This window comes from Priestia sp. USM5 (assembly GCF_058323215.1).
Window position 1 is genome coordinate 3,374,460 of the sequence record NZ_JBSGKN010000001.1, and the last position, 18,614, is coordinate 3,393,073.

Here is an 18,614-nt window from a genome sequence, read left to right on the forward strand (position 1 = left end):
CTAATTAGGCTGGAAGAATAACACGGAAAGCCGTTCCTTCTCCTATTTTGCTTTCCACTTCAATTCGCCCTTTATGTTCTTCGATAATTTTATATGAGACCATCAAACCAAGCCCCGTTCCTTTTTCTTTTGTCGTATAAAATGGTTCCCCTAAGCGCTTGATGCGCTCTTCGGGCATTCCGTCTCCTTGATCTCGAATGGAGACCGTCACGTAGTGCGGCTCTGTAGAATAGACTTCAACAAAAATTCTTCCCCCGTTTGACGTGACTTCAATTGCGTTTTTAATTACATTTATTAGTACTTGTTTAATTTGGTTCGGCTCGCAGTATACCATTGGCAGCTGAGGGGACACACTTAGTTCAAACTGAATATTTTCTAAAAGCGCTTGAGCATTTAATAAATCAATCGTTTCTTTAACAACCGCAGCTAGATTTTTCTTTTCGAACTTTACGGCCTGTGGCTTAGCGAGTACTAGAAACTCTGTAATAATAGTTTCGATTCTTTTTAATTCGGATTTAATAATATCAAAATAAAGAGAGTGATCTTCTTGAATGCTGCTTTCTAGCAGCTGAACAAACCCTTTTAAAGCCGTCATCGGATTGCGGATTTCATGCGCAATCCCAGCTGCTAACTGTCCGACTACTTGAAGCGTATCCGATTTCCGAATCTGCTCCTGCATTTGATTTCGTTCCGTTACGTCTCTTAAAAGCGTCATATATAGACCTGGCAAGATATCTTTTTTCGTAGAGAATTCGATGTTTTTAACTTTTTCGTTCCCCGTAACGTACGTAATCTCTCCTTCAGCTTCCCCTTTTTGCTCAATTGTTTCTTTATGCTCAATGACCGCATCTAAATTCGCTGAAGAAATAAAATCCTCCATGGAATGCGCACAAATCTCCTCTTTGCTGAGTTCGAGAATATCACAAAGAGAAGAATTCACATCAATAATATTTCGCTTGCCGTCCCATAAAACTAACCCATCGATCGAACCATTAAAAATCTGTCTGAATTTCTCTTCGTTATTCCGAAGCTCTTGTTCGATTTTTGTACGTTCACTAATGTTTCGAAAAATGGTTAAATGGTCTCCTTCTATAATGCCTTTTTTCCCTGTGAATTCCAACTGTTTGATTTCTCCATTTGGCATGTAAAAAGGAAGCTGATTGCGAATTTCTCCTTCTTTTTGAAATGTTTGCAGCATTTTTAATGCACTAAAGCTTTGCTTATCGATAAACGTATACAAATTACTTCCAATCAATTTGTTCAACGGCAGCTCGAATGTACGGGACGAAGCAAGATTAGCGTTTAAAATTTCCCCATCGTCTTTCCAAATCAAAATGGCTTCAATCGCATTTTCAAAAATAGCCCTGAAATTTTTTTCGCTTCTCAACAGCTGCTGCTCCATCAGCCGTTTTTCCGTCACGTCTCTCATAATGGACATATAGTATTGACTGTATATATTAGCCGTTGTGGTAAATTCAAAAAAAGTAACGTCTCCATTTTCGAGCTTAATCGGCAGCTCGCCGCTTGTCTTTCCTTCTTGATGCAGAGTTCTCCATAATTTTTTCACTTTATAATGATAAGTAGGTTCTACAAGCTCCTCTAACGTTTTAGTTAAAAGCTGTGCTCTTGTATAATTTAATCGCTCGCAAAATGAAGGGTTCGCGTCGATAAGCTGACCAGTTCGATCAAAAATAACAATTCCATCTACCGCTTCATTAAATACATCCATAAACATATGATGACTAATAAACCTTTCATTTTCCATCATCTTGTGCTGCGTAATATCTCGAAATGTACACACAATAATGCCCGACATGTGACTATGTTTGTGTGAAGTAAATTCAACATGTTTCATCATGCCGCTTTGAAGCGTCATCGCGCCTTCATATTTGAAATAGCTTTCTTCTAAAAGCGCTGGATAGTACGCTTCAATCATGTCATACGGAAAATACATGAGAAAATCTTTCATTTGATACGTTAATAGCTCATCCTTTGTTTTTTCAAACAGCCCGCAGGCTGATTCATTGGCATTTATAACTTGAAAATACTCATCAAATACGACAATGGCATCTAATACGTCATTAAAAATAGCTCGTAGCTGCTCTAATTCACCTTGCTGCTTTTGCGCAGCTTCAGATGTTAATTCTCTGTGTGGTGACATGCTCATTGCTCCTTTCTTTTGCACTTCCCATTTCCCCACCTTTTATCTATAGACTTAGTATTCTACAAGATTTGCTTTTTACCTTTTTAAAATTAGTCACGTTTATTCAAAATGCGACATTTCTTCACATTCTCCCGTTATTTAAAAAAGGAGCATGAATAACAGAGGCTGGGACATAACAAAATGAAACCTATGCTCAACATAACAAAGAAAACGAACCGTGAATCAACATGTTTGATTCACGGTTCGTTTTTCACTTCGGCTAAAATACGTTTTCCCCAGCCTCTATCGATCATTCACTACAATATAAGTGGCTTGAATAGGTCCATGCACGCCAACGACTAGATTCATTTCAATATCAGCTGAATTGCTCGGTCCCGTAATAAAGTTAATGCAAGAAGCAATCGTTTCTCCTCGCTCTACTTTTTCATGAATCATTTCAGCAGCTTGTGTCATGCGAGGGACAATGGAACTTTGAGGAATGATCGCAATATAAGTGGCCGGCAGCAAACTGACCGATCGTCCTTTTGCAGCGCTGCTGAACAAAACAACTGTGCCGGATTCCGCTAGAGTCAAATCACTGAATGTGATGCCTACATTTGCTTGTTCAGCTAGTTTAATATTCTCATCGCCTTTTACCGAATTCCATACGTGAAGGCTACTGCTTGTTTCCCATTTCTCCATCAGCAGATTCAATCCATATTCGGAAAACCTAGGATCATCCCACGTGCAGACAAGACCATTTCCATAGTTCGCTACGGCTTCTTCAAGCGCAGCTGGCAAGTGTTGTGATGATGTTTCTACATAGCGAGTATGAATACGTTCGCAATGGTTTTCAAGCTCTTTCTTTAGTTGATCCGGCGAATAGCTGCGGTAGACCTCATGCTGAGGAGCATGCTTCCATTGTGGCTTTACTACGCCGCTTGTTCGCCTGCTTCGCTTAAGATTAGCTGCAATATTATCTAAAAAACTGTCTCTATTTTGAATGCTTCCGTTCATCATCATCACTCCTTTTATCAAACCAATCTCGTAAGCGCTCTTTTGTAGGCGCCGGAAACTCTCTGCTTTCTGTCCACGCTTTTAATGGACCAGGTCCTTTTGAAATACTGCTTCCTGACATAAAAGGAGTAAGAGCCGCCGGTGCCACTTTAGCGCCCACTGTATATAAAGAAGAAGAAGCGGCTCCCAAGCCAAATGCTTTCATCGCCAGCTTTTCTGAAATAGGTGCTTTCCCTTCTTTTTCGACAATTCGCTGACGGTGCTTGTGTAATAGCTCATGCAGCGGAATTTTGACCGGACAGGCATCCGTACAGGCTGCGCATAGAGTTGAAGCATATGGAAGCTCTTTGTAGTCTTCATAGCCTCCAAGCAAAGGGGATAATACAGCTCCAATCGGACCTGAATAAATAGATCCATATGAATGCCCTCCAATATGGCGATACACGGGACATACATTCACACATGCCGCACAGCGAATACACTGTAAAACAGATTGAAACTCAGTTCCTAAAATCGCAGATCGTCCGTTATCTACAATCACTAGATGAAATTCTTCCGGTCCGTCTACTTCTCCTGGAAGTCTAGGTCCTGTAAGCGCTGTTACGTAACTTGTAAGCCGCTGACCTACTGCACTTCTAGTTAACAGGCTTACCAACACTTCAAACTCTTCAAACGTTGGCACAATTCTTTCCATTCCCATAACCGTAATTTGCGTTTTAGGAAGGGCAGTTGTTAACCTTGCATTTCCTTCATTGGTTACAAGTGAAATAGACCCAGATTCTGCAATCGCAAAATTACATCCCGTGATGCCAATATCAGCTGATAAAAATTCTTTTCGCAGCATTTCCCGGGCGTGAAGAGCTAGTTCTTCAGGTTTTTCTGTTTTTTTATAAGAAAGCTTTTGTTGAAATACATCTCTAATTTGTTCTTTATTTTTATGAAGTGCAGGAGCTACGATATGAGAAGGCGGATCGTGATCATCTACTTGCAGGATATATTCTCCTAAATCCGTTTCAATAACTTCACAGCCCAGTTCTTCTAAAGCAGCGTTCATATGAATTTCTTCTGTAACCATTGACTTGGATTTAACGACTTTCTTTGCCTGCTTTTGCCTCGCTACATTTTTTATGTACTCATTCGCTTCTTCAGCTGTTTGAGCGAAAAAAACGTGGCCTCCGCGTTTAGCTACATTATCCGTGAGCTGCTCTAAATAGTAATCTAAATTTTCAAGCGTATGCTGACGAATTTCTTCGCCAAGCGCTCTCCATTCTTCCCAGTTCCCTAACTCTTCCGCCGCATCTAATCTACGGCTTCTTAAGCGCTCTTGAGCACCTGAAACCGCAAAGCGCATAAACGCATTATTGACTCCGTCATCGACGCGTTTTTTAAACTGATCGTTTCCTATTTTCATAGACATTCGGTATTCTCCTTTCTTTACATTCTGCTATTTAACACTTCAGCGATATGCATCACTTTTACAGGCTGTCCTTTTCGTTCAATTCTTCCTCCAATATTCATAAGACAGCCGCAGTCAGCTCCAATTAAGTACTCCGCGTTTGTTTTAGCTATACAGCCCACTTTTTCATCGACCATTTGTTCAGAGATTTGCCCCATCTTAACCGAAAACGTCCCGCCAAATCCGCAGCAGTTATGACTGTTTTCAAGATTCTCCATTTCAAGACCCTTTACATTGTTTAATAGTGTAAAAGGTTCTTTTTTTACGTTTAGCAAACGCGTCATATGACAGGAAGAATGATAAGTGGCTTTCCCATTTAAGCTGGCTCCCACGTCTTCTACTTTTAAAACGTTTACAATAAAATCCGTTAGCTCATACGTTTTATCAGCAAGCTTCACGGCAGACTCATGCCATGCAGCATCACCTTTAAAAAGATGGGGATACTCTTTAAACATTGTCACACACGAGCCTGATGGAGATACAACGTACTCTGCATGCTCAAACGCTTTTATCATGTTTTTCATTGCTTCTTTTGATTCTTTTACGTAACCGCTGTTATACGCAGGCTGCCCGCAGCATACTTGACTCTTTGGAAAATCCACTTCGCATCCTAATCGTTCTAACAATTCTACCGTCGCTTTTCCTACATTTGTTTGAAACATATCAATCAAACATGTGGCAAATAAAGATACTTTCATCATTTGCTCCCTCCAAGCTGATCATTTTACTTCTTTTAGTTAACAGGTCATCAGATGACTTAATGCTATTATACTCCTATGTTTTTCTAATTTCACTAGTTTTTCAAAAATACATTTCTTTGTTTGAGATTTTTCCCACAAAATAATAAGAAATTGAGACACGTGAAACCTACGTTTGCCCTATTATTAAAAAAATCCGAACGGTTTTGATTCTCCATCAAGAATCAAAACCGTTCGGATCTTCCTTCAACTAAACTACGTTTGTCTCAGCTTCTTACTTATTTATTTCCAAAAATCATCAAACACTGTGATTGGCAATTGGCGTTTATGCTGCGTTTTTAAGAAGTGACCTTCAATGACGTTACTTGCATGTTCACCTACATCTTTGCCTTCTAAATAATCGTCGATTTGCTCATACGTTACGCCAAGCGCTTCTTCATCTGGAAGCTGTGGACGATCTTCTTCCAAATCAGCCGTTGGTTTTTTCATATATAGATGCTCGGGACAGCCTAATTCTTTTAGCATTTGTTTCCCTTGTCGCTTGTTTAGACGGAAGATAGGCACTAAGTCAGCTCCTCCGTCACCAAATTTTGTATAAAATCCTGTAACAGCTTCAGCGGAGTGATCCGTTCCAAGTACGACTCCACTGTACATGCCTGCTACCGTATATTGCGCAATCATTCGTTCACGTGCTTTTACATTTCCTTTGTTGAAGTCGGAAACTTTATCATCTGCCGCTTCTTCAACAGCAGAAAGCATCGCATCTACTGCTGGTTTTACATTAATAGAAATAGATTTTGTTGGTTGAATAAAAGCAAGTGCATCTTGACAGTCTGCTTCATCTGCCTGCACACCGTATGGAAGACGAACAGCAATAAACTGATAGCGCTCTTCTTTGGCTTCTTCATTCAACTCATTAACCGCTAGCTGCGCCAGCTTTCCAGTTAACGTAGAATCTTGGCCGCCGGAAATACCTAGTACAAACGAACGTAAAAAAGGATATTTGTTCATGTAGGATTTCAGAAAATCAACGCTGCGGCGAATTTCTTCCGCGGGATTAATTTCTTTTTGCACATGCATTTCTTCAATAATTTGCTTTTGTAGCTCTTTCATAAAAAAACTCTCCTCTCATTACTAGCTGACGGAATCTAAACAAGTACGGTATCAGATAGTAACTTGCTTCTAGTCTCTTCGATATTTTGCATTTTGTTATCCCAGCAGTTTGTACTTAAGTCTACTGGATACTCTGTAGGACGAAATACATCTTCGTTCGATTTTGTAATAACTTTGTAGTCATCCCATAGATGCTTTAAGTTTTGTAAGCAGTAGGCTCTCATTTCTTCAATGGTAGGCTGCTCATACACAAGCTTTCCCTGTGCAAAGATTGGCTGGTGAATTTTACGTGCGTTAAAGTTCGTGACAAACTTGCTGACGTGCGTATGAATAGGATGAAACATTTTTAAATGCTGCTCTTCATTCGGCACTTCGTCTTGCATCGTAATATAATCGCCTTCCCATTTGTGATTCACTTGATTTACAATTCGATATACTTCTTTTAGACCGGGAGTTGAAATTTTCTCCGGGTTTTCTGACAGCTTAATCGTATCCACCATGTTTCCATGATCATCTTCAATCGAAACCAGCTTGTACACCGCTCCTAGCGCCGGCTGATCAAAGGACGTCATGAGTTTTGTTCCAACTCCCCATCCATCAATTTTGGCACCTTGCGCTTTCAAATCTAGAATGCTGTACTCATCAAGGTCATTGGAAGCGAAAATTTTCACATCATGATAGCCAGCTTCATCAAGCATTTTTCTTGCCTCTTGAGAAAGATATGGAAGTCTTCCGCTGTCTAATCGAATACCGATAAAATTAATTCGTTCTCCCATTTCTTTTGCTACTTTAATAGCATTTGGAATACCTGATTTTAACGTATTATATGTATCTACTAAAAAGATACAGTTACGGTGTGATTCGGCATATTTTTTAAACGCACTATATTCATCACGATAGACTTGAACAAGCGCGTGGGCGTGAGTGCCGGACACAGGAATTCCAAACACTTTTCCCGCTCTTACATTACTGGTTGCGTCAAAGCCTCCAATATAAGCAGCTCTTGCCCCGTAAAAAGCAGCATCCAGCTCATGTGCTCTTCTTGAACCAAATTCCATAAGCTGATTTGTACCCGTATGTTCATATAAATTATCTTCTCCCGCGGCTAAGCGAATACGCGATGCTTTTGTGGCAATCAGCGGATGGAAATTTAAAATATTTAAAAGCGGCGTTTCAATAAGCTGCGCTTCTGCTAAAGGAGCGTCAATTTGCAGCATCGGTTCATTAGCAAAAATCATTTCGCCTTCTACGACCGAACGAATATTACCGCTAAATCGAACCTGTTTTAGATAGTCGATAAACTCCGCTTCATAATGTAATTCTTCATATAAATAATCTAAGTCCGTTTCGCTAAATCTGAAATTAGCAATAAAATCAATTACTCTTTCTAGCCCGGCAAACACCGCATAACCGCTTTCAAACGGCATCCGACGAAAGTAAGCTTCAAATACAGAACGACGTTTATGAATCTGGTCTTGAAAATACGTATGCGCCATATTCAGCTCGTATAGATCTGTATGCAAAGCTAGACTATCATCTCTATATTGCTTTTTCATACTTTGTAACCCTCCATTTGACAATCCTAGTTTCTATTATGTAAATCTTTTCACAATAGAGCAAGCATAAATTATCGGAAGGTGCTTGAATTTTAGTTTTTCTGTTGTTTAGAGCGCACTTTTCTGCCTGAAATGGCGTTATTTTTCTTCCGGTATGTATTTCATTAGTACATGTTCAACATTATCAAGGTGACTCATCATAAAATGCTGAGCATCTTCTGCATGCTGAGAGAGAATAGCTTCATAAATTTGCTGATGCTCTTTATAAATCCGTTCAGCCGTTTTCTCTTCTGCATAAAGCCAGATGCGTCTTGTCTCTTTCATCGTTTCAATCATCATTTCTGATACGTTATTCATAAGCTTCACTAAAAGAGGGTTTTGTGAGGCTTTGGCAATGGCTAAATGAAAAGCAAAATCTGCTTTCTCTCCCAGTTCTTCATTGCCAAACGCTCCTTTCATTTGTTCCAGACTATTAGACAGCTGTTTAAGGTCCGCATCCGTTCTCTTTTGAGCTGCCGCTCGAACAGCTCCAATTTCTAATACTTTTCTCACTTCAAGCAAATGCTCAATATCGTTTTTATTCATTAATACAGCGCTAGTTACAGGCAAAGACAGCATATCTGAGTTAAATTCGCGTACAAATGTGCCTTCTCCTTGCTTCATCTCCAGAAGCCCCATCGCCCGCAAAGCGCTAAGAGCTTCACGAATAGCTGAGCGTCCTACCTGAAAGTTTTCCGCCAGCTGCTGCACTGAATCCAAACGGTCTCCAGGCTTCAAGCTGCCTTCTTTTATATTCTCAAGAAGCGTTTCGGCTACTTCTTCGTATATTTTTTTTGGCTTAATTCGCTTATATTCCACGTTTTCCACCTCATTTTTTTCGTTCACCAAGGTTCACATTAACCGAGACTCTTTCTTCTTTTACGTTTCTGTTACATTTTACCGAAATCTTTTCCCCGCCACAACAAAAGTGCAAAGGTATTTATACTTTATTTCTCAAATGTGCTAAAATAGTAAATTGATTTCATATTACGAGTTAAAAGGAGCTTTTTGAATGAACATTGTTGTCAGTACATTGAATGCGAAGTATATTCATACTTCTTTAGCCCTTCGATGTTTAAAAGCCTATGCCGAGCCTGACTATAAAGTGGATATGGCCGAATATACGATTAAAGATCCTGCTATGAACATTGTCACGGATTTATATAAACGCAACCCAGATATTATTGGTTTCAGCTGTTACATTTGGAATATTGAAGAAACGATTAAAGTCGCACAAATGCTTAAAAAGATCAATCCTGAGCTCATCATTATATTCGGTGGACCAGAAGTAACCTATGATGTAACTCACTGGTTAGAGCGTATTCCTGAAGCTGACTTTATCGCTATTGGTGAAGGTGAAGAAACATTCAAGCAGCTGTTAGATGAACTTCACGGCGAGCGTCAGTTTGAAAACGTAAGCGGCGTGGCTTTCCGAAAAGAAGGAAAACCAGTTGTTAACCCACAGCGCAATAAAATTGATCTGCGCGAAATGCCTTCTCCTTTCCGTTTTGAAGAAGACCGCCAAGAACTTTCAAAACGCGTTGTGTATATTGAAACAAGCCGCGGCTGTCCGTTTAGCTGTCAGTTCTGTCTCTCTTCTATTGAAGTAGGCGTTCGTTATTTCGACCGAGAAAAAGTAAAAGAAGATATTCGCTATTTGATGGATAACGGAGCGCGCACAATTAAGTTCGTAGACCGCACGTTCAACATCAGCCGCAGCTACGCCATGGAAATGTTCCAATTTTTAATTGATGAACATCGTGAAGGTACCGTATTTCAGTTTGAAATTACTGCCGATATTATGCGCCCAGAAGTTATTCAGTTCTTAAACGATAATGCGCCAAAAGGATTATTCCGCTTTGAAATTGGCGTTCAATCTACAAATGATGCCGTTAATGAGCTAGTCAAACGCAAACAAAACTTCAAAAAATTAACGCGTACCGTAACAATGGTAAAAGAAGGCGGAAAGATCGACCAGCATTTAGATTTAATCGCCGGACTGCCAGACGAAGATTACAACTCATTTAAAAATACGTTTAATGATGTATTTGCACTTCGTCCTGAAGAGCTTCAGCTAGGCTTTTTAAAAATGCTTCGCGGCACTGGCTTACGTTTAAGTGCGCCTCGCTATAATTATCAATACATGGATCAGTCGCCTTATGAAATTTTAAGCAATAACGTCTTGCCATTTTCAGATGTCGTACGCATCAAGCATGTAGAAGATATTTTAGAAAAGTTTTGGAATGACCACCGAATGGATGAAACGATCGAGTTTTTAGTGGAGCACTGCTATGATACGCCTTTTGATTTTTTCCAAAACTTTGGGACGTATTGGGATGAAATGGGCTGGGTTCGAATCGGTCATCAGCTTGAAGATTTATTCAGACGCCTTAAACAGTATATTCAAACAGAAAGTTTTTCAAATGAAGAAGTAATTGAAGGGTTTATGAAAATTGATTATTTACAAAACCAAAAGCATAAGCCTCGTAAGCCTTGGTGGGACGATAAAGTAGAAAAACAAGTCCGCTCTCATTACTATCAGCAAATGCTTGCTAATCCTTCTACCATGGGACAGGCTTTTGAAGCTGAACAGCTTGCTGAAAAAGAATTATACAAGCACACTGTTTTAGAGATTCTTCCATTTGATTATATGTATTATAAACAAACAGGACAAATCAATGAACAACCATCTGTTCTTCTTGCTTATTATGATCAAAAAGCAAATGATACAAAACTTTATTCAGCACCTGTAGAAGCATTTGGTCTTCCAGTTGTAAGCTAAAACCTCGGATATCCGAGGTTTTTTTCTTTAGCATTCTTTTTTCTTTTCATGCTCTTTATCAGACTTTGTCTTTCCAAGGGATTCATATATTTTAGCTGCGTTCGGATCGCCCATTTCCGTTCCAAACTCTTCTTGCAGTAATTGTTTTTGTTTTGCTTCGGTGCTCGCGATGTGCTTATTATTTTGTTTATGTTTGCTCATCGTTACTTACCTTGCTTTCCTTTTTTAGAATTGCGATTCGCGCCTTTAGCCGGCTCCTCGCCGCCAGCATATTCAGCAGCAAATTCTGCATCTGAAAGGCTCTCTTTTGGTGTATTGTTGTTAGTTAGTGCTGATTTGTACCCTACTTTACGCTTTGCCATCATCTATCCCTCCTATGCTTGGAAGTCCATTGAACTTCCTTTTCTTAGAATGCGCGTTTTGCTAAGCAATATAAGCAGAAAAAGCTGTAAAAAAGCGGTTGAAACATAACAAAATCACTTTACTCTAAATACGAACAACTAGGATAAATGCGTTGAACCGCTTGTGACACCGCTGTTGATTTCCGTGCAAGGCTTCGCTTTCCGCGGGCGGTCGATAAGCCTCGCCCTCCCATCAACAGCTAGAAGCAGCTACATGAAACCTACGTTCACCATCATAATAAAAAGATCCGAACGAGTTGGATTCTTAATCAAGAAACAAACTCATTCGGATCTTCCTTCAACTAACATATTTTTGTCCCAGCCTCTTTTATCCAATAATGATACGTTCTTTCGGATAGTGATAATCCGGTCCAGACGTTGGACGGCGAAGCATTAAGATAAATGAAAACATGCCAATTCGGCCAATGAACATTAAAATCATAATAACGCATTTTCCGATATCAGAAAGTCCTCCTGTAATGCCCATTGATAAACCGGTTGTCCCAAAAGCTGAACACACTTCAAAAATAAGCTCAATGAGAGAAAAATGTTCTGTAATACTTAAAATAAGAAGAGAAATCGAGCAAATGATCACGGCTAACATCGACACGGCTACTGATTTGATAATGTCATCTTCATGAATTTCGCGGCGAAAGATTTTAATCGTCTTATTTCCTCTTACGTAATAAAACAGGAAAAGAATATTTAATGCAAACGTCGTCGTACGAATTCCTCCTCCTACTGAGCTCGGTGAAGCCCCGATAAACATCATCGCGCTCATCATAATTAACGTAGGAAGTGAAAACTCATTAATATTCATGGTCGCCACTCCTCCGCTCCTTGTAGCAGCGGATTGGAAAAACGCATAAAAGAACGATTCATCCCAAGACTTATCTGCTAAAAACCCTGAATGCTCTAGCACAAGAATTAAAATTGTTCCCCCTGCCAACAGCAGAAAAAACATAATGGTCGTTAGCTTCGTAAATAGAGAAAATTGAAATTTACGCTTATCTTTAAATGTTAAAAAATAGTGCTTAATCTCAATTAACACAGGGAATCCAATCGCTCCAAGCGTAATTAAAATGACAGTTACCACTTGTACAAAATAATCATGGGCATACGGAATAAATGAAGATCCTGTAATATCGAAGCCGGCATTTGTTGTAGCGCTGACAGAAGCAAAGAAACCATGCAGAAACGCATCTGTCCAGCTCGAATAGTAACGGAGAAAATGTAATCCTAAAATAATGGCACCAACTAGTTCAATAGCAAAAATAATAAATAAAATATTTCTCATCAAGTCAACTAATCCTGATAAACGGGATTGGTTATGATCTGTCATAATGAGCTGACGTTCCTTTAAACCAATTTTTTTACCTAAAATCATCCAAATAAATGTACTGAGTGTCATCACACCAATACCACCGATTTGAAAGATAAAGGCGAGCAAAAAATAGCCCGTCGTACTAAATGTATCCGGAGTAGAAACAGGTGTCAGCCCTGTTACACTTACCGCACTAACGGCAATAAATAAGCGATCAATAAATGCTAACTTCACTCCCGGCTTTAAAGCTTCTGGAATACTAAGCAATAGAAATCCAAGCGTAACAGCCACTATGTAAAATGTAACAATAATTTGAGCTGAAGACATCTGCCTTACTCGTCGTTTCCATGGTTGCGGCATAATCTGACATTCCTTTTTTGTTATAATACTAATAGTTTTCTTCTTTCTTCCCAAAGCATACTCATTGTTACATGGATCGCAATATCCATGTAAAAAATCCCATGTTCAAGAAGGTGACTACATTAGTATAAAAGAAGTCACCTCACTTGTCATTAGATATCATAAATCCCAGCAGCCTGCATCAAGAACCGTCACTCAATATTGTCTGTTTATACAAAAAAACGAGGTCGAGACATAATTAAATTAATCTAATCTAAAGACAAATAAATGGGATACATGAGTTCGTATGGACACTTGAGACCTGCGTTCACCATAACAAAAAACGAACCACTGATATCAGTGGTTCGTTTTTTACTTCGGCTAAAATATTTTTGTCCCAGCCGCGTCTTTATTTTATTTAGAACGTTTTTCTAGCCAATCGCCGATTGAAGGATATGTTTCCTTCACTGCTTTTGGACCAAATACAACAGATACGTGACCTGTTTGCAGCAATTTGTACTCTTTATCTTCACTTGAAACAGCGTCCATTAAAGCTGCCACTTGATGCGGCATCGCAATATGATCACGGCTAGCAGCAATGTTTAAAATATTAGCTTTAATATTTTTCAAATCTACTTTGCGTCCGCGAACTTCAAGTTCACCATTGATTAATTTGTTTTGTTGATAGAAGTCGCGAATCCACTGACGATAAGCTTCACCAGCAAATGGGATTCCGTCAGCAACCCACTTTTGCATTAGCTTCCAGCTTTCAACAAAGCGCTGATTTTCCGAACGATCCACCAGCGTTACATACGGACCGTAAAAATTTGTGATTGGCTTTAGCATCTTGTTTCCAAAGTCAATCATCTCTGGAGGGATGTTTCCAAATGTATCTACTGCTTTATCTAAATTAAAGTAGCGGTCGTCTAGGAATGCCCCGTATAAACCTGTATCCGAAAAATCAAATGGACTTGTCATAAAAATTAAGTTTTTAATCGGCAAGTCTTCATTTAATGCAGCAAAAATAGATGTCATAGTTCCGCCCATGCAGTAACCAAGAACAGACAAATCAGGAGATTTAGAAGTGCGCAGCACCTTTTTCGCCGCTTTTGGAATATAATCCACAATATAATCATCTAGCTTCATATTGCTGTCTTCAAGTCCAGGAGTTCCCCAGTCAAGTAAATACACGTCAAAACCGCGGTTTAATAAGTATTCAACAAGGCTGTTTCCAGGTGTCAAATCCAAAATATACGGTTTATTGATCAGTGCATATACGAGTAAAATTGGTGTTTTATGAAGGTTATCTTTTACTGGCGTATAGCGATATAATTTCGCTTTGTTCTTTTTCCAAATAACCTCTTTTGGTGTTAATCCAACTTCCGGTTCCGCTTCTGTTGTCATAATTTCATATGCACGCTTAAAACGTCTTGCAGAACTTTTATATTCACTTGGCATTGATTTGATTAATTTTTCCCACTCTTGCACGTAAGGAATTGCCACGAATATACACACCCTTTCATTTCATTAGTAGTTAGTTAACAAGCACAGCCCCGACAAAAGTCAGGGCCAGCATCTATTACATGTATAAGCCGCCGTTAATGTTTAACTGTTGTCCTGTAATGTACGCGCCGTCTTTTGCTAAGTAAACAACTCCGCGTGCAATTTCTTCAGCGTGGCCTAAGCGACGAGTTGGAATTTTCGCAACAACTTTTGCACGAACTTCTTCCGGCATTGCCATTACCATTTCCGTTTCGATAAATCCTGGGCAAATTGCATTAACTGTTACGCCTGACTTAGCTAGTTCAAGAGCTAATGATTTAGTGAATCCTAGCATACCTGCTTTAGCAGCTGAGTAGTTTGTTTGACCAAATCCGCCCGCTTGACCAATAATTGATGAAATATTGATAACACGACCGCCTTCAGATTCTAAAAGATGCGTTAGCGCAGCTGATGTTGTGTTGTATACGCTATGTAAGTTTACATCAATTACTTTTTTCCAATCTTCTTCGCCTAACTTCTTGAATGAACGGTCACGCGTAATTCCAGCATTGTTTACTAGAATGTCCAATTGACCAAACGCAGCTTTCGTTTCTTCGATTAGGTGTTTTGCTTGATCTACATAAGACACGTCAGCTTGAACCGCAATAGCTTCGCCGCCGTTGTCTTTAATTTCTTTTACAATTGCTTCTGCAGATTCTTTACTGCTGTTATAGTTTACTGCTACTTTTACTCCATTAGAAGCAAGCTCACGTGTAATTGCTGCCCCGATACCTTTAGATCCGCCTGTTACGATTGCTACTTTACCTTGTAATGTTGTCATGAAAAATTTCCCCCTTGCTTCTTCAGCGATGATTTTTACTGTAAATACAGCAGTTAATGTTGTTTTAAAATCCCCTATGCCCTACTTGCGAGCCGGCTGCTCAGTTTTTTGAGCGTTTGATGGTTTTGCTTCAGCTTTAGCTTCTGCCTTTGGCTTTTCAGCTAATTTTTCTTGTTTTTCTAACAGCTGAGCCTGAAGCTGCTCACCTTGAGTTTTAATTTGTTGTTGAATCGTTTCTTTTAACTCGTCTTGTGTTTTTTGCTGCCCTTCAAGAAGAGATAAAACTTTGTCGAGTTTTTTGTCTAATGATTTGACATCAGATTTCAGCTTAGTTACATCTTTTTTCAAAGCGGATGCACTTTCTTGCTGTGCTTCTAATTCATCAAAACGATCATCAAATTGCTCTTCTAATAATTCTACTTTTTCTTCCACATTGATGACTAATGACGCAACGTTTGCTACATCTTCTTTTGTGGGTACATTTACTTGGTGCAGATAGCGCCCCGTTACTTCATTTACTGCTTGTTGATATTGAAGGTTCATATTTAGCACATTTCCCATGAGCTGGGAAAATTCTTCACGATTCATATTGTCCCCAATAACTTTACCCCAGTAAGATTCGGTTTTGTCATATACGTCTTTCCATGCTTGAAACGGATCAAATACTTTTTGCTGTTCCAAAACTCCATCTCCTTTCTTGTGTACGTTAAAAGTGATGGCTTTCAATATGGACACTTAATGTGACAAGCGACATATTAGAAGCTCTAAGTAAACGCAACCAATTTTGCGTTTATTTATTGGATAATGTAAATCTTTTCACAATTCACTTACCAACAAATTATAAATGTTATAAAAATTACCTACATGTACTATTATAAATTCGTTTTCCAAAATAAACAATTCTAAATCTTTGTTTATTTTTGAATTTTTTTGACGCTTTTTGTCGAAATTCAAAAAATCGTTCTTTTTTCCTGTATTTGAAAGACCTGTTTTAAAGTGTTGACAATTTTTTCATCTAGGTGTAAATTACACATATAGAAAACAAATTCTCTTTTTTCGAAGGGGTGATTACCTTGGGATCAAGTGAAAAAGATAACACCTCTAATTCAAACAACTTAGAAAAATCGATTAGCGGTGCACCAAAAAACTTGATGGTTCCTTTTCTTCTTTTAAGTTTAAGAGGTTGGAATCTACATGGTTACAAGCTCATTCAGCAACTAATGAGCTTTGGATTCACATCAGTTGATCAAGGAAATGTCTACCGCACGCTGAGACAGCTTGAAAAAGACAACTTGATTACATCGCAATGGGATACGTCAGCTGAAGGACCTGCACGCCGGATTTACTCATTAACAGATGCCGGTGAACAATATTTAAGCATGTGGGCTAATTCACTTGAACAGTATCAAAACATGTTAGATTCATTTTTTCACATGTATACCGACATGTTGTTCCCTTTTAGCTCTTCTTCTTCTAAAAAGTCAAAAGAATCAAAAGAGGAAGAAAACGATTAAAGGGATTCACGCAGTACATCTGCGTTTCCTAATATAATGTTAAATAAATTTCACGGTCAACCAGCGAGCGCGGAATGTTAGGTTTATTACACAACTACGAATTTCTTCTTTAACGTTTTGTTCATTACGATAACTGTTCGCCAGACCAAATTATTCAAGGAGGAATTTGATTATGTCAACAGTAAAGTATGATACAGTAATTGATGCAATGTGGGAACAATGGACAAAGGGGTTACAAAACATTGCAGACGGAAACAAACAAATTGAGCAATGGACGTTAAAAGCACTTGAGCAACAGCAAGAATTTGTAACAAAAGCAGTTGAACAACTTCAAGCAACAGACAAACAGTGGAAAGCTGAATTAGAAGATCTTCAACAAAAAACAGTTGAAAACTTACGTAAAACAGCTGGTAACGCTGTTGCCGATTCTTATGAAGAATGGACAAACCGCACGCATGAAGCATTAAATAAATTACAAGAGCTTTCTCTTAACCAAAGCAAATCAAGCTATTCTTTAGTAAAGCAAGCTCAAGAACAATATCATCAAGTAGTAACACAATTAGTAGAAGAGCAAAAGAAAACGCGTCAAGAGTTCCAACACGTATCTGATGCATACGTAGAGCAAGTAAAATCTCTTCAAAAATCATTTGCTCAGTCTCTTGAGCAATATGCAGTTGTAAAATAATATATAAAAAAGCCCAGCTTCTTTGAAAGCTGGGCTTTTTTATACTTTCTTGCAAACCATTACCAGTATGCAAAATAGTAAACAGCAAATAATACAGGTACAGCAGTGAACTGCTGTACAACTAAAAAAGGAGATGACTAATCATGGCTAGAACAAATAAACTATTAACACCAGGAGTAGAACAATTTTTAGATCAATATAAATACGAAATCGCTCAAGAATTTGGGGTAACTCTAGGTTCTGACACTGCTGCACGCAGCAACGGTTCAGTAGGCGGAGAAATCACAAAACGCTTGGTGCAACAAGCTCAAGCTCACTTAAGCGGCAGCACACAAAAATAAAACATAACTTCATAACATGGCTAAAAAAAAGGCACCTGCGTGTGCCTTTTTCTTACATAATATAGTCTTTTAAATACACGTAGTCCCCCGCTAATATAATAACCATTGCGATGATATATTTCCGGTTTCTTTCAATTGTTTTCCGGCTCACTTTGACATGTTTTTCAATCAAGCGAATGGGAAGCTGCCGCTTTAAAAACAGCTTATCTTTTAATTCTTTTTCATTGACGATAAAAGATGCAACTTCCACTGCGTTTCCCCTTGCATCCTTATGTTTAGGAGATGTGTTAATAATGTCTTCAAGAGTTAATTTAAACAGTTCCAGCGTCTGACAAAAATAAGTCATTTCCTCTTGAATATATGAAGTTTCACTTTGCCTTTTATAGTTAGAAAGCGATATATCCCTTTCTACCTTACCTTGCATAAAACCTTCATTTTCAATTCGGCTATAGAGCAGCGTTTGGTTTCGCTTTTCTTTTCGAATATAGTCGATGACTCTTCTTTTAATAATCAGTTCCGCAAATGCAAGAAGGGATCGACCTTTTTGGATTGTGTAATTTTCAATGGCTTCATTAAACGCAATCAGACCAATGCTAAATTCATCGTCAGCTTCACTTATATAACGTTTACATACAGCTGAAACAACTTTAGCAATAAACGGTTTATATTGTTGAATCATTTCGTTATGTAATTGTTTATCCCCTTGCTGAATCGTCAGTACAAGCGTTTCAAGCGATGGAGGCGTTTGAACTTTTGTGAGCATTGGCTTCACCTCTTTTACTATACTCAGTTGCTTTATACCATGTTAATATCCATTCTTTTGATGACGAACAGGGTAAAGAAGCGCTCTGCTCCTTTTAATTCTCTTTATTATAACCCATAA

The 18,614-nt window shown here is 38.7% G+C and carries 18 protein-coding genes; 4 read left to right on the top strand and 14 right to left on the bottom strand.

Annotation, left to right across the window (positions count from 1 at the left end; genetic code table 11):
* Positions 1 to 4: 4 nt before the first annotated feature.
* The 7 genes from ACWATA_RS18050 to ACWATA_RS18080 form a co-directional block, all read right to left on the bottom strand.
* Positions 5 to 2,161, bottom strand: a complete 2,157-nt coding sequence (locus tag ACWATA_RS18050) for a PAS domain S-box protein (protein ID WP_205826955.1) — start codon at positions 2,159 to 2,161, stop codon at positions 5 to 7.
* A gap of 285 nt (positions 2,162 to 2,446) precedes the next feature.
* Positions 2,447 to 3,160, bottom strand: coding sequence for a LutC/YkgG family protein (locus tag ACWATA_RS18055; RefSeq protein ID WP_034264005.1), 714 nt, complete (start codon positions 3,158 to 3,160; stop codon positions 2,447 to 2,449).
* Positions 3,138 to 4,577: a LutB/LldF family L-lactate oxidation iron-sulfur protein gene (locus ACWATA_RS18060; RefSeq protein WP_014461085.1), complete on the bottom strand. Its 1,440-nt coding sequence runs from the start codon at positions 4,575 to 4,577 to the stop codon at positions 3,138 to 3,140. Before ACWATA_RS18060 ends, ACWATA_RS18055 begins: the two co-directional genes overlap by 23 nt.
* 17 nt (positions 4,578 to 4,594) lie before the next feature.
* Positions 4,595 to 5,314, bottom strand: coding sequence for a (Fe-S)-binding protein (locus ACWATA_RS18065; protein WP_028414177.1), 720 nt, complete (start codon positions 5,312 to 5,314; stop codon positions 4,595 to 4,597).
* Between the two features lie 282 nt (positions 5,315 to 5,596).
* Entirely contained in the window at positions 5,597 to 6,427 is an 831-nt protein-coding gene (nadE, locus tag ACWATA_RS18070; protein ID WP_098627241.1) for an NAD(+) synthase, read from the bottom strand.
* Between the two features lie 35 nt (positions 6,428 to 6,462).
* The gene (locus ACWATA_RS18075; protein ID WP_033578365.1) at positions 6,463 to 7,983 is read right to left on the bottom strand and encodes a nicotinate phosphoribosyltransferase; all 1,521 of its coding nucleotides are present in this window, start codon (positions 7,981 to 7,983) and stop codon (positions 6,463 to 6,465) included.
* A 138-nt stretch (positions 7,984 to 8,121) separates the two neighbouring features.
* Entirely contained in the window at positions 8,122 to 8,841 is a 720-nt protein-coding gene (locus tag ACWATA_RS18080; protein WP_028414180.1) for a FadR/GntR family transcriptional regulator, read from the bottom strand.
* A gap of 193 nt (positions 8,842 to 9,034) precedes the next feature.
* On the opposite strand from ACWATA_RS18080, the gene ACWATA_RS18085 reads away from it, so the two are divergent.
* Positions 9,035 to 10,804 (top strand): B12-binding domain-containing radical SAM protein, encoded by a 1,770-nt coding sequence (locus ACWATA_RS18085; protein ID WP_154991553.1) that lies wholly within the window; start codon positions 9,035 to 9,037, stop codon positions 10,802 to 10,804.
* 27 nt (positions 10,805 to 10,831) lie between these two features.
* On the opposite strand, the gene ACWATA_RS18090 is transcribed toward ACWATA_RS18085, so the two are convergent.
* From ACWATA_RS18090 to phaR, 6 genes are all read right to left on the bottom strand, one after another.
* Positions 10,832 to 11,005 carry a thiamine pyrophosphate-dependent enzyme gene (locus tag ACWATA_RS18090; RefSeq protein ID WP_014461091.1) on the bottom strand — a complete coding sequence of 58 codons (174 nt, stop codon included), beginning with the start codon at positions 11,003 to 11,005 and terminating at the stop codon, positions 10,832 to 10,834.
* Positions 11,006 to 11,007: 2 nt separating this feature from the next.
* Complete coding sequence (ykzP, locus tag ACWATA_RS18095; RefSeq protein WP_013055942.1) at positions 11,008 to 11,169, bottom strand: protein YkzP; 162 nt, start codon at positions 11,167 to 11,169, stop codon at positions 11,008 to 11,010.
* Positions 11,170 to 11,533: 364 nt separating this feature from the next.
* Positions 11,534 to 12,913, bottom strand: coding sequence for a TrkH family potassium uptake protein (locus tag ACWATA_RS18100; RefSeq protein ID WP_255256020.1), 1,380 nt, complete (start codon positions 12,911 to 12,913; stop codon positions 11,534 to 11,536).
* A 369-nt stretch (positions 12,914 to 13,282) separates the two neighbouring features.
* The gene (locus tag ACWATA_RS18105; RefSeq protein ID WP_013055939.1) at positions 13,283 to 14,371 is read right to left on the bottom strand and encodes a class III poly(R)-hydroxyalkanoic acid synthase subunit PhaC; all 1,089 of its coding nucleotides are present in this window, start codon (positions 14,369 to 14,371) and stop codon (positions 13,283 to 13,285) included.
* Between the two features lie 76 nt (positions 14,372 to 14,447).
* Complete coding sequence (gene phbB, locus ACWATA_RS18110) at positions 14,448 to 15,191, bottom strand: acetoacetyl-CoA reductase (RefSeq protein ID WP_014461095.1); 744 nt, start codon at positions 15,189 to 15,191, stop codon at positions 14,448 to 14,450.
* An 81-nt stretch (positions 15,192 to 15,272) separates the two neighbouring features.
* Entirely contained in the window at positions 15,273 to 15,872 is a 600-nt protein-coding gene (phaR, locus tag ACWATA_RS18115) for a polyhydroxyalkanoic acid synthase subunit PhaR (protein WP_028414183.1), read from the bottom strand.
* Between the two features lie 392 nt (positions 15,873 to 16,264).
* On the opposite strand from phaR, the gene phaQ reads away from it, so the two are divergent.
* The 3 genes from phaQ to ACWATA_RS18130 all read left to right on the top strand — a co-directional run bounded on the left by phaQ (position 16,265) and on the right by ACWATA_RS18130 (position 17,731).
* Positions 16,265 to 16,705, top strand: coding sequence for a poly-beta-hydroxybutyrate-responsive repressor (phaQ, locus tag ACWATA_RS18120; protein ID WP_013055935.1), 441 nt, complete (start codon positions 16,265 to 16,267; stop codon positions 16,703 to 16,705).
* Between the two features lie 172 nt (positions 16,706 to 16,877).
* Positions 16,878 to 17,390, top strand: a complete 513-nt coding sequence (phaP, locus tag ACWATA_RS18125; protein WP_014461097.1) for a polyhydroxyalkanoic acid inclusion protein PhaP — start codon at positions 16,878 to 16,880, stop codon at positions 17,388 to 17,390.
* Between the two features lie 143 nt (positions 17,391 to 17,533).
* Positions 17,534 to 17,731, top strand: a complete 198-nt coding sequence (locus ACWATA_RS18130) for an alpha/beta-type small acid-soluble spore protein (RefSeq protein WP_013055933.1) — start codon at positions 17,534 to 17,536, stop codon at positions 17,729 to 17,731.
* A gap of 52 nt (positions 17,732 to 17,783) precedes the next feature.
* On the opposite strand, the gene sigI is transcribed toward ACWATA_RS18130, so the two are convergent.
* A complete protein-coding gene (gene sigI, locus ACWATA_RS18135) occupies positions 17,784 to 18,494 on the bottom strand; it encodes an RNA polymerase sigma factor SigI (protein WP_033578364.1) in 711 nt (236 codons plus the stop codon).
* Positions 18,495 to 18,614 lie beyond the last annotated feature (120 nt).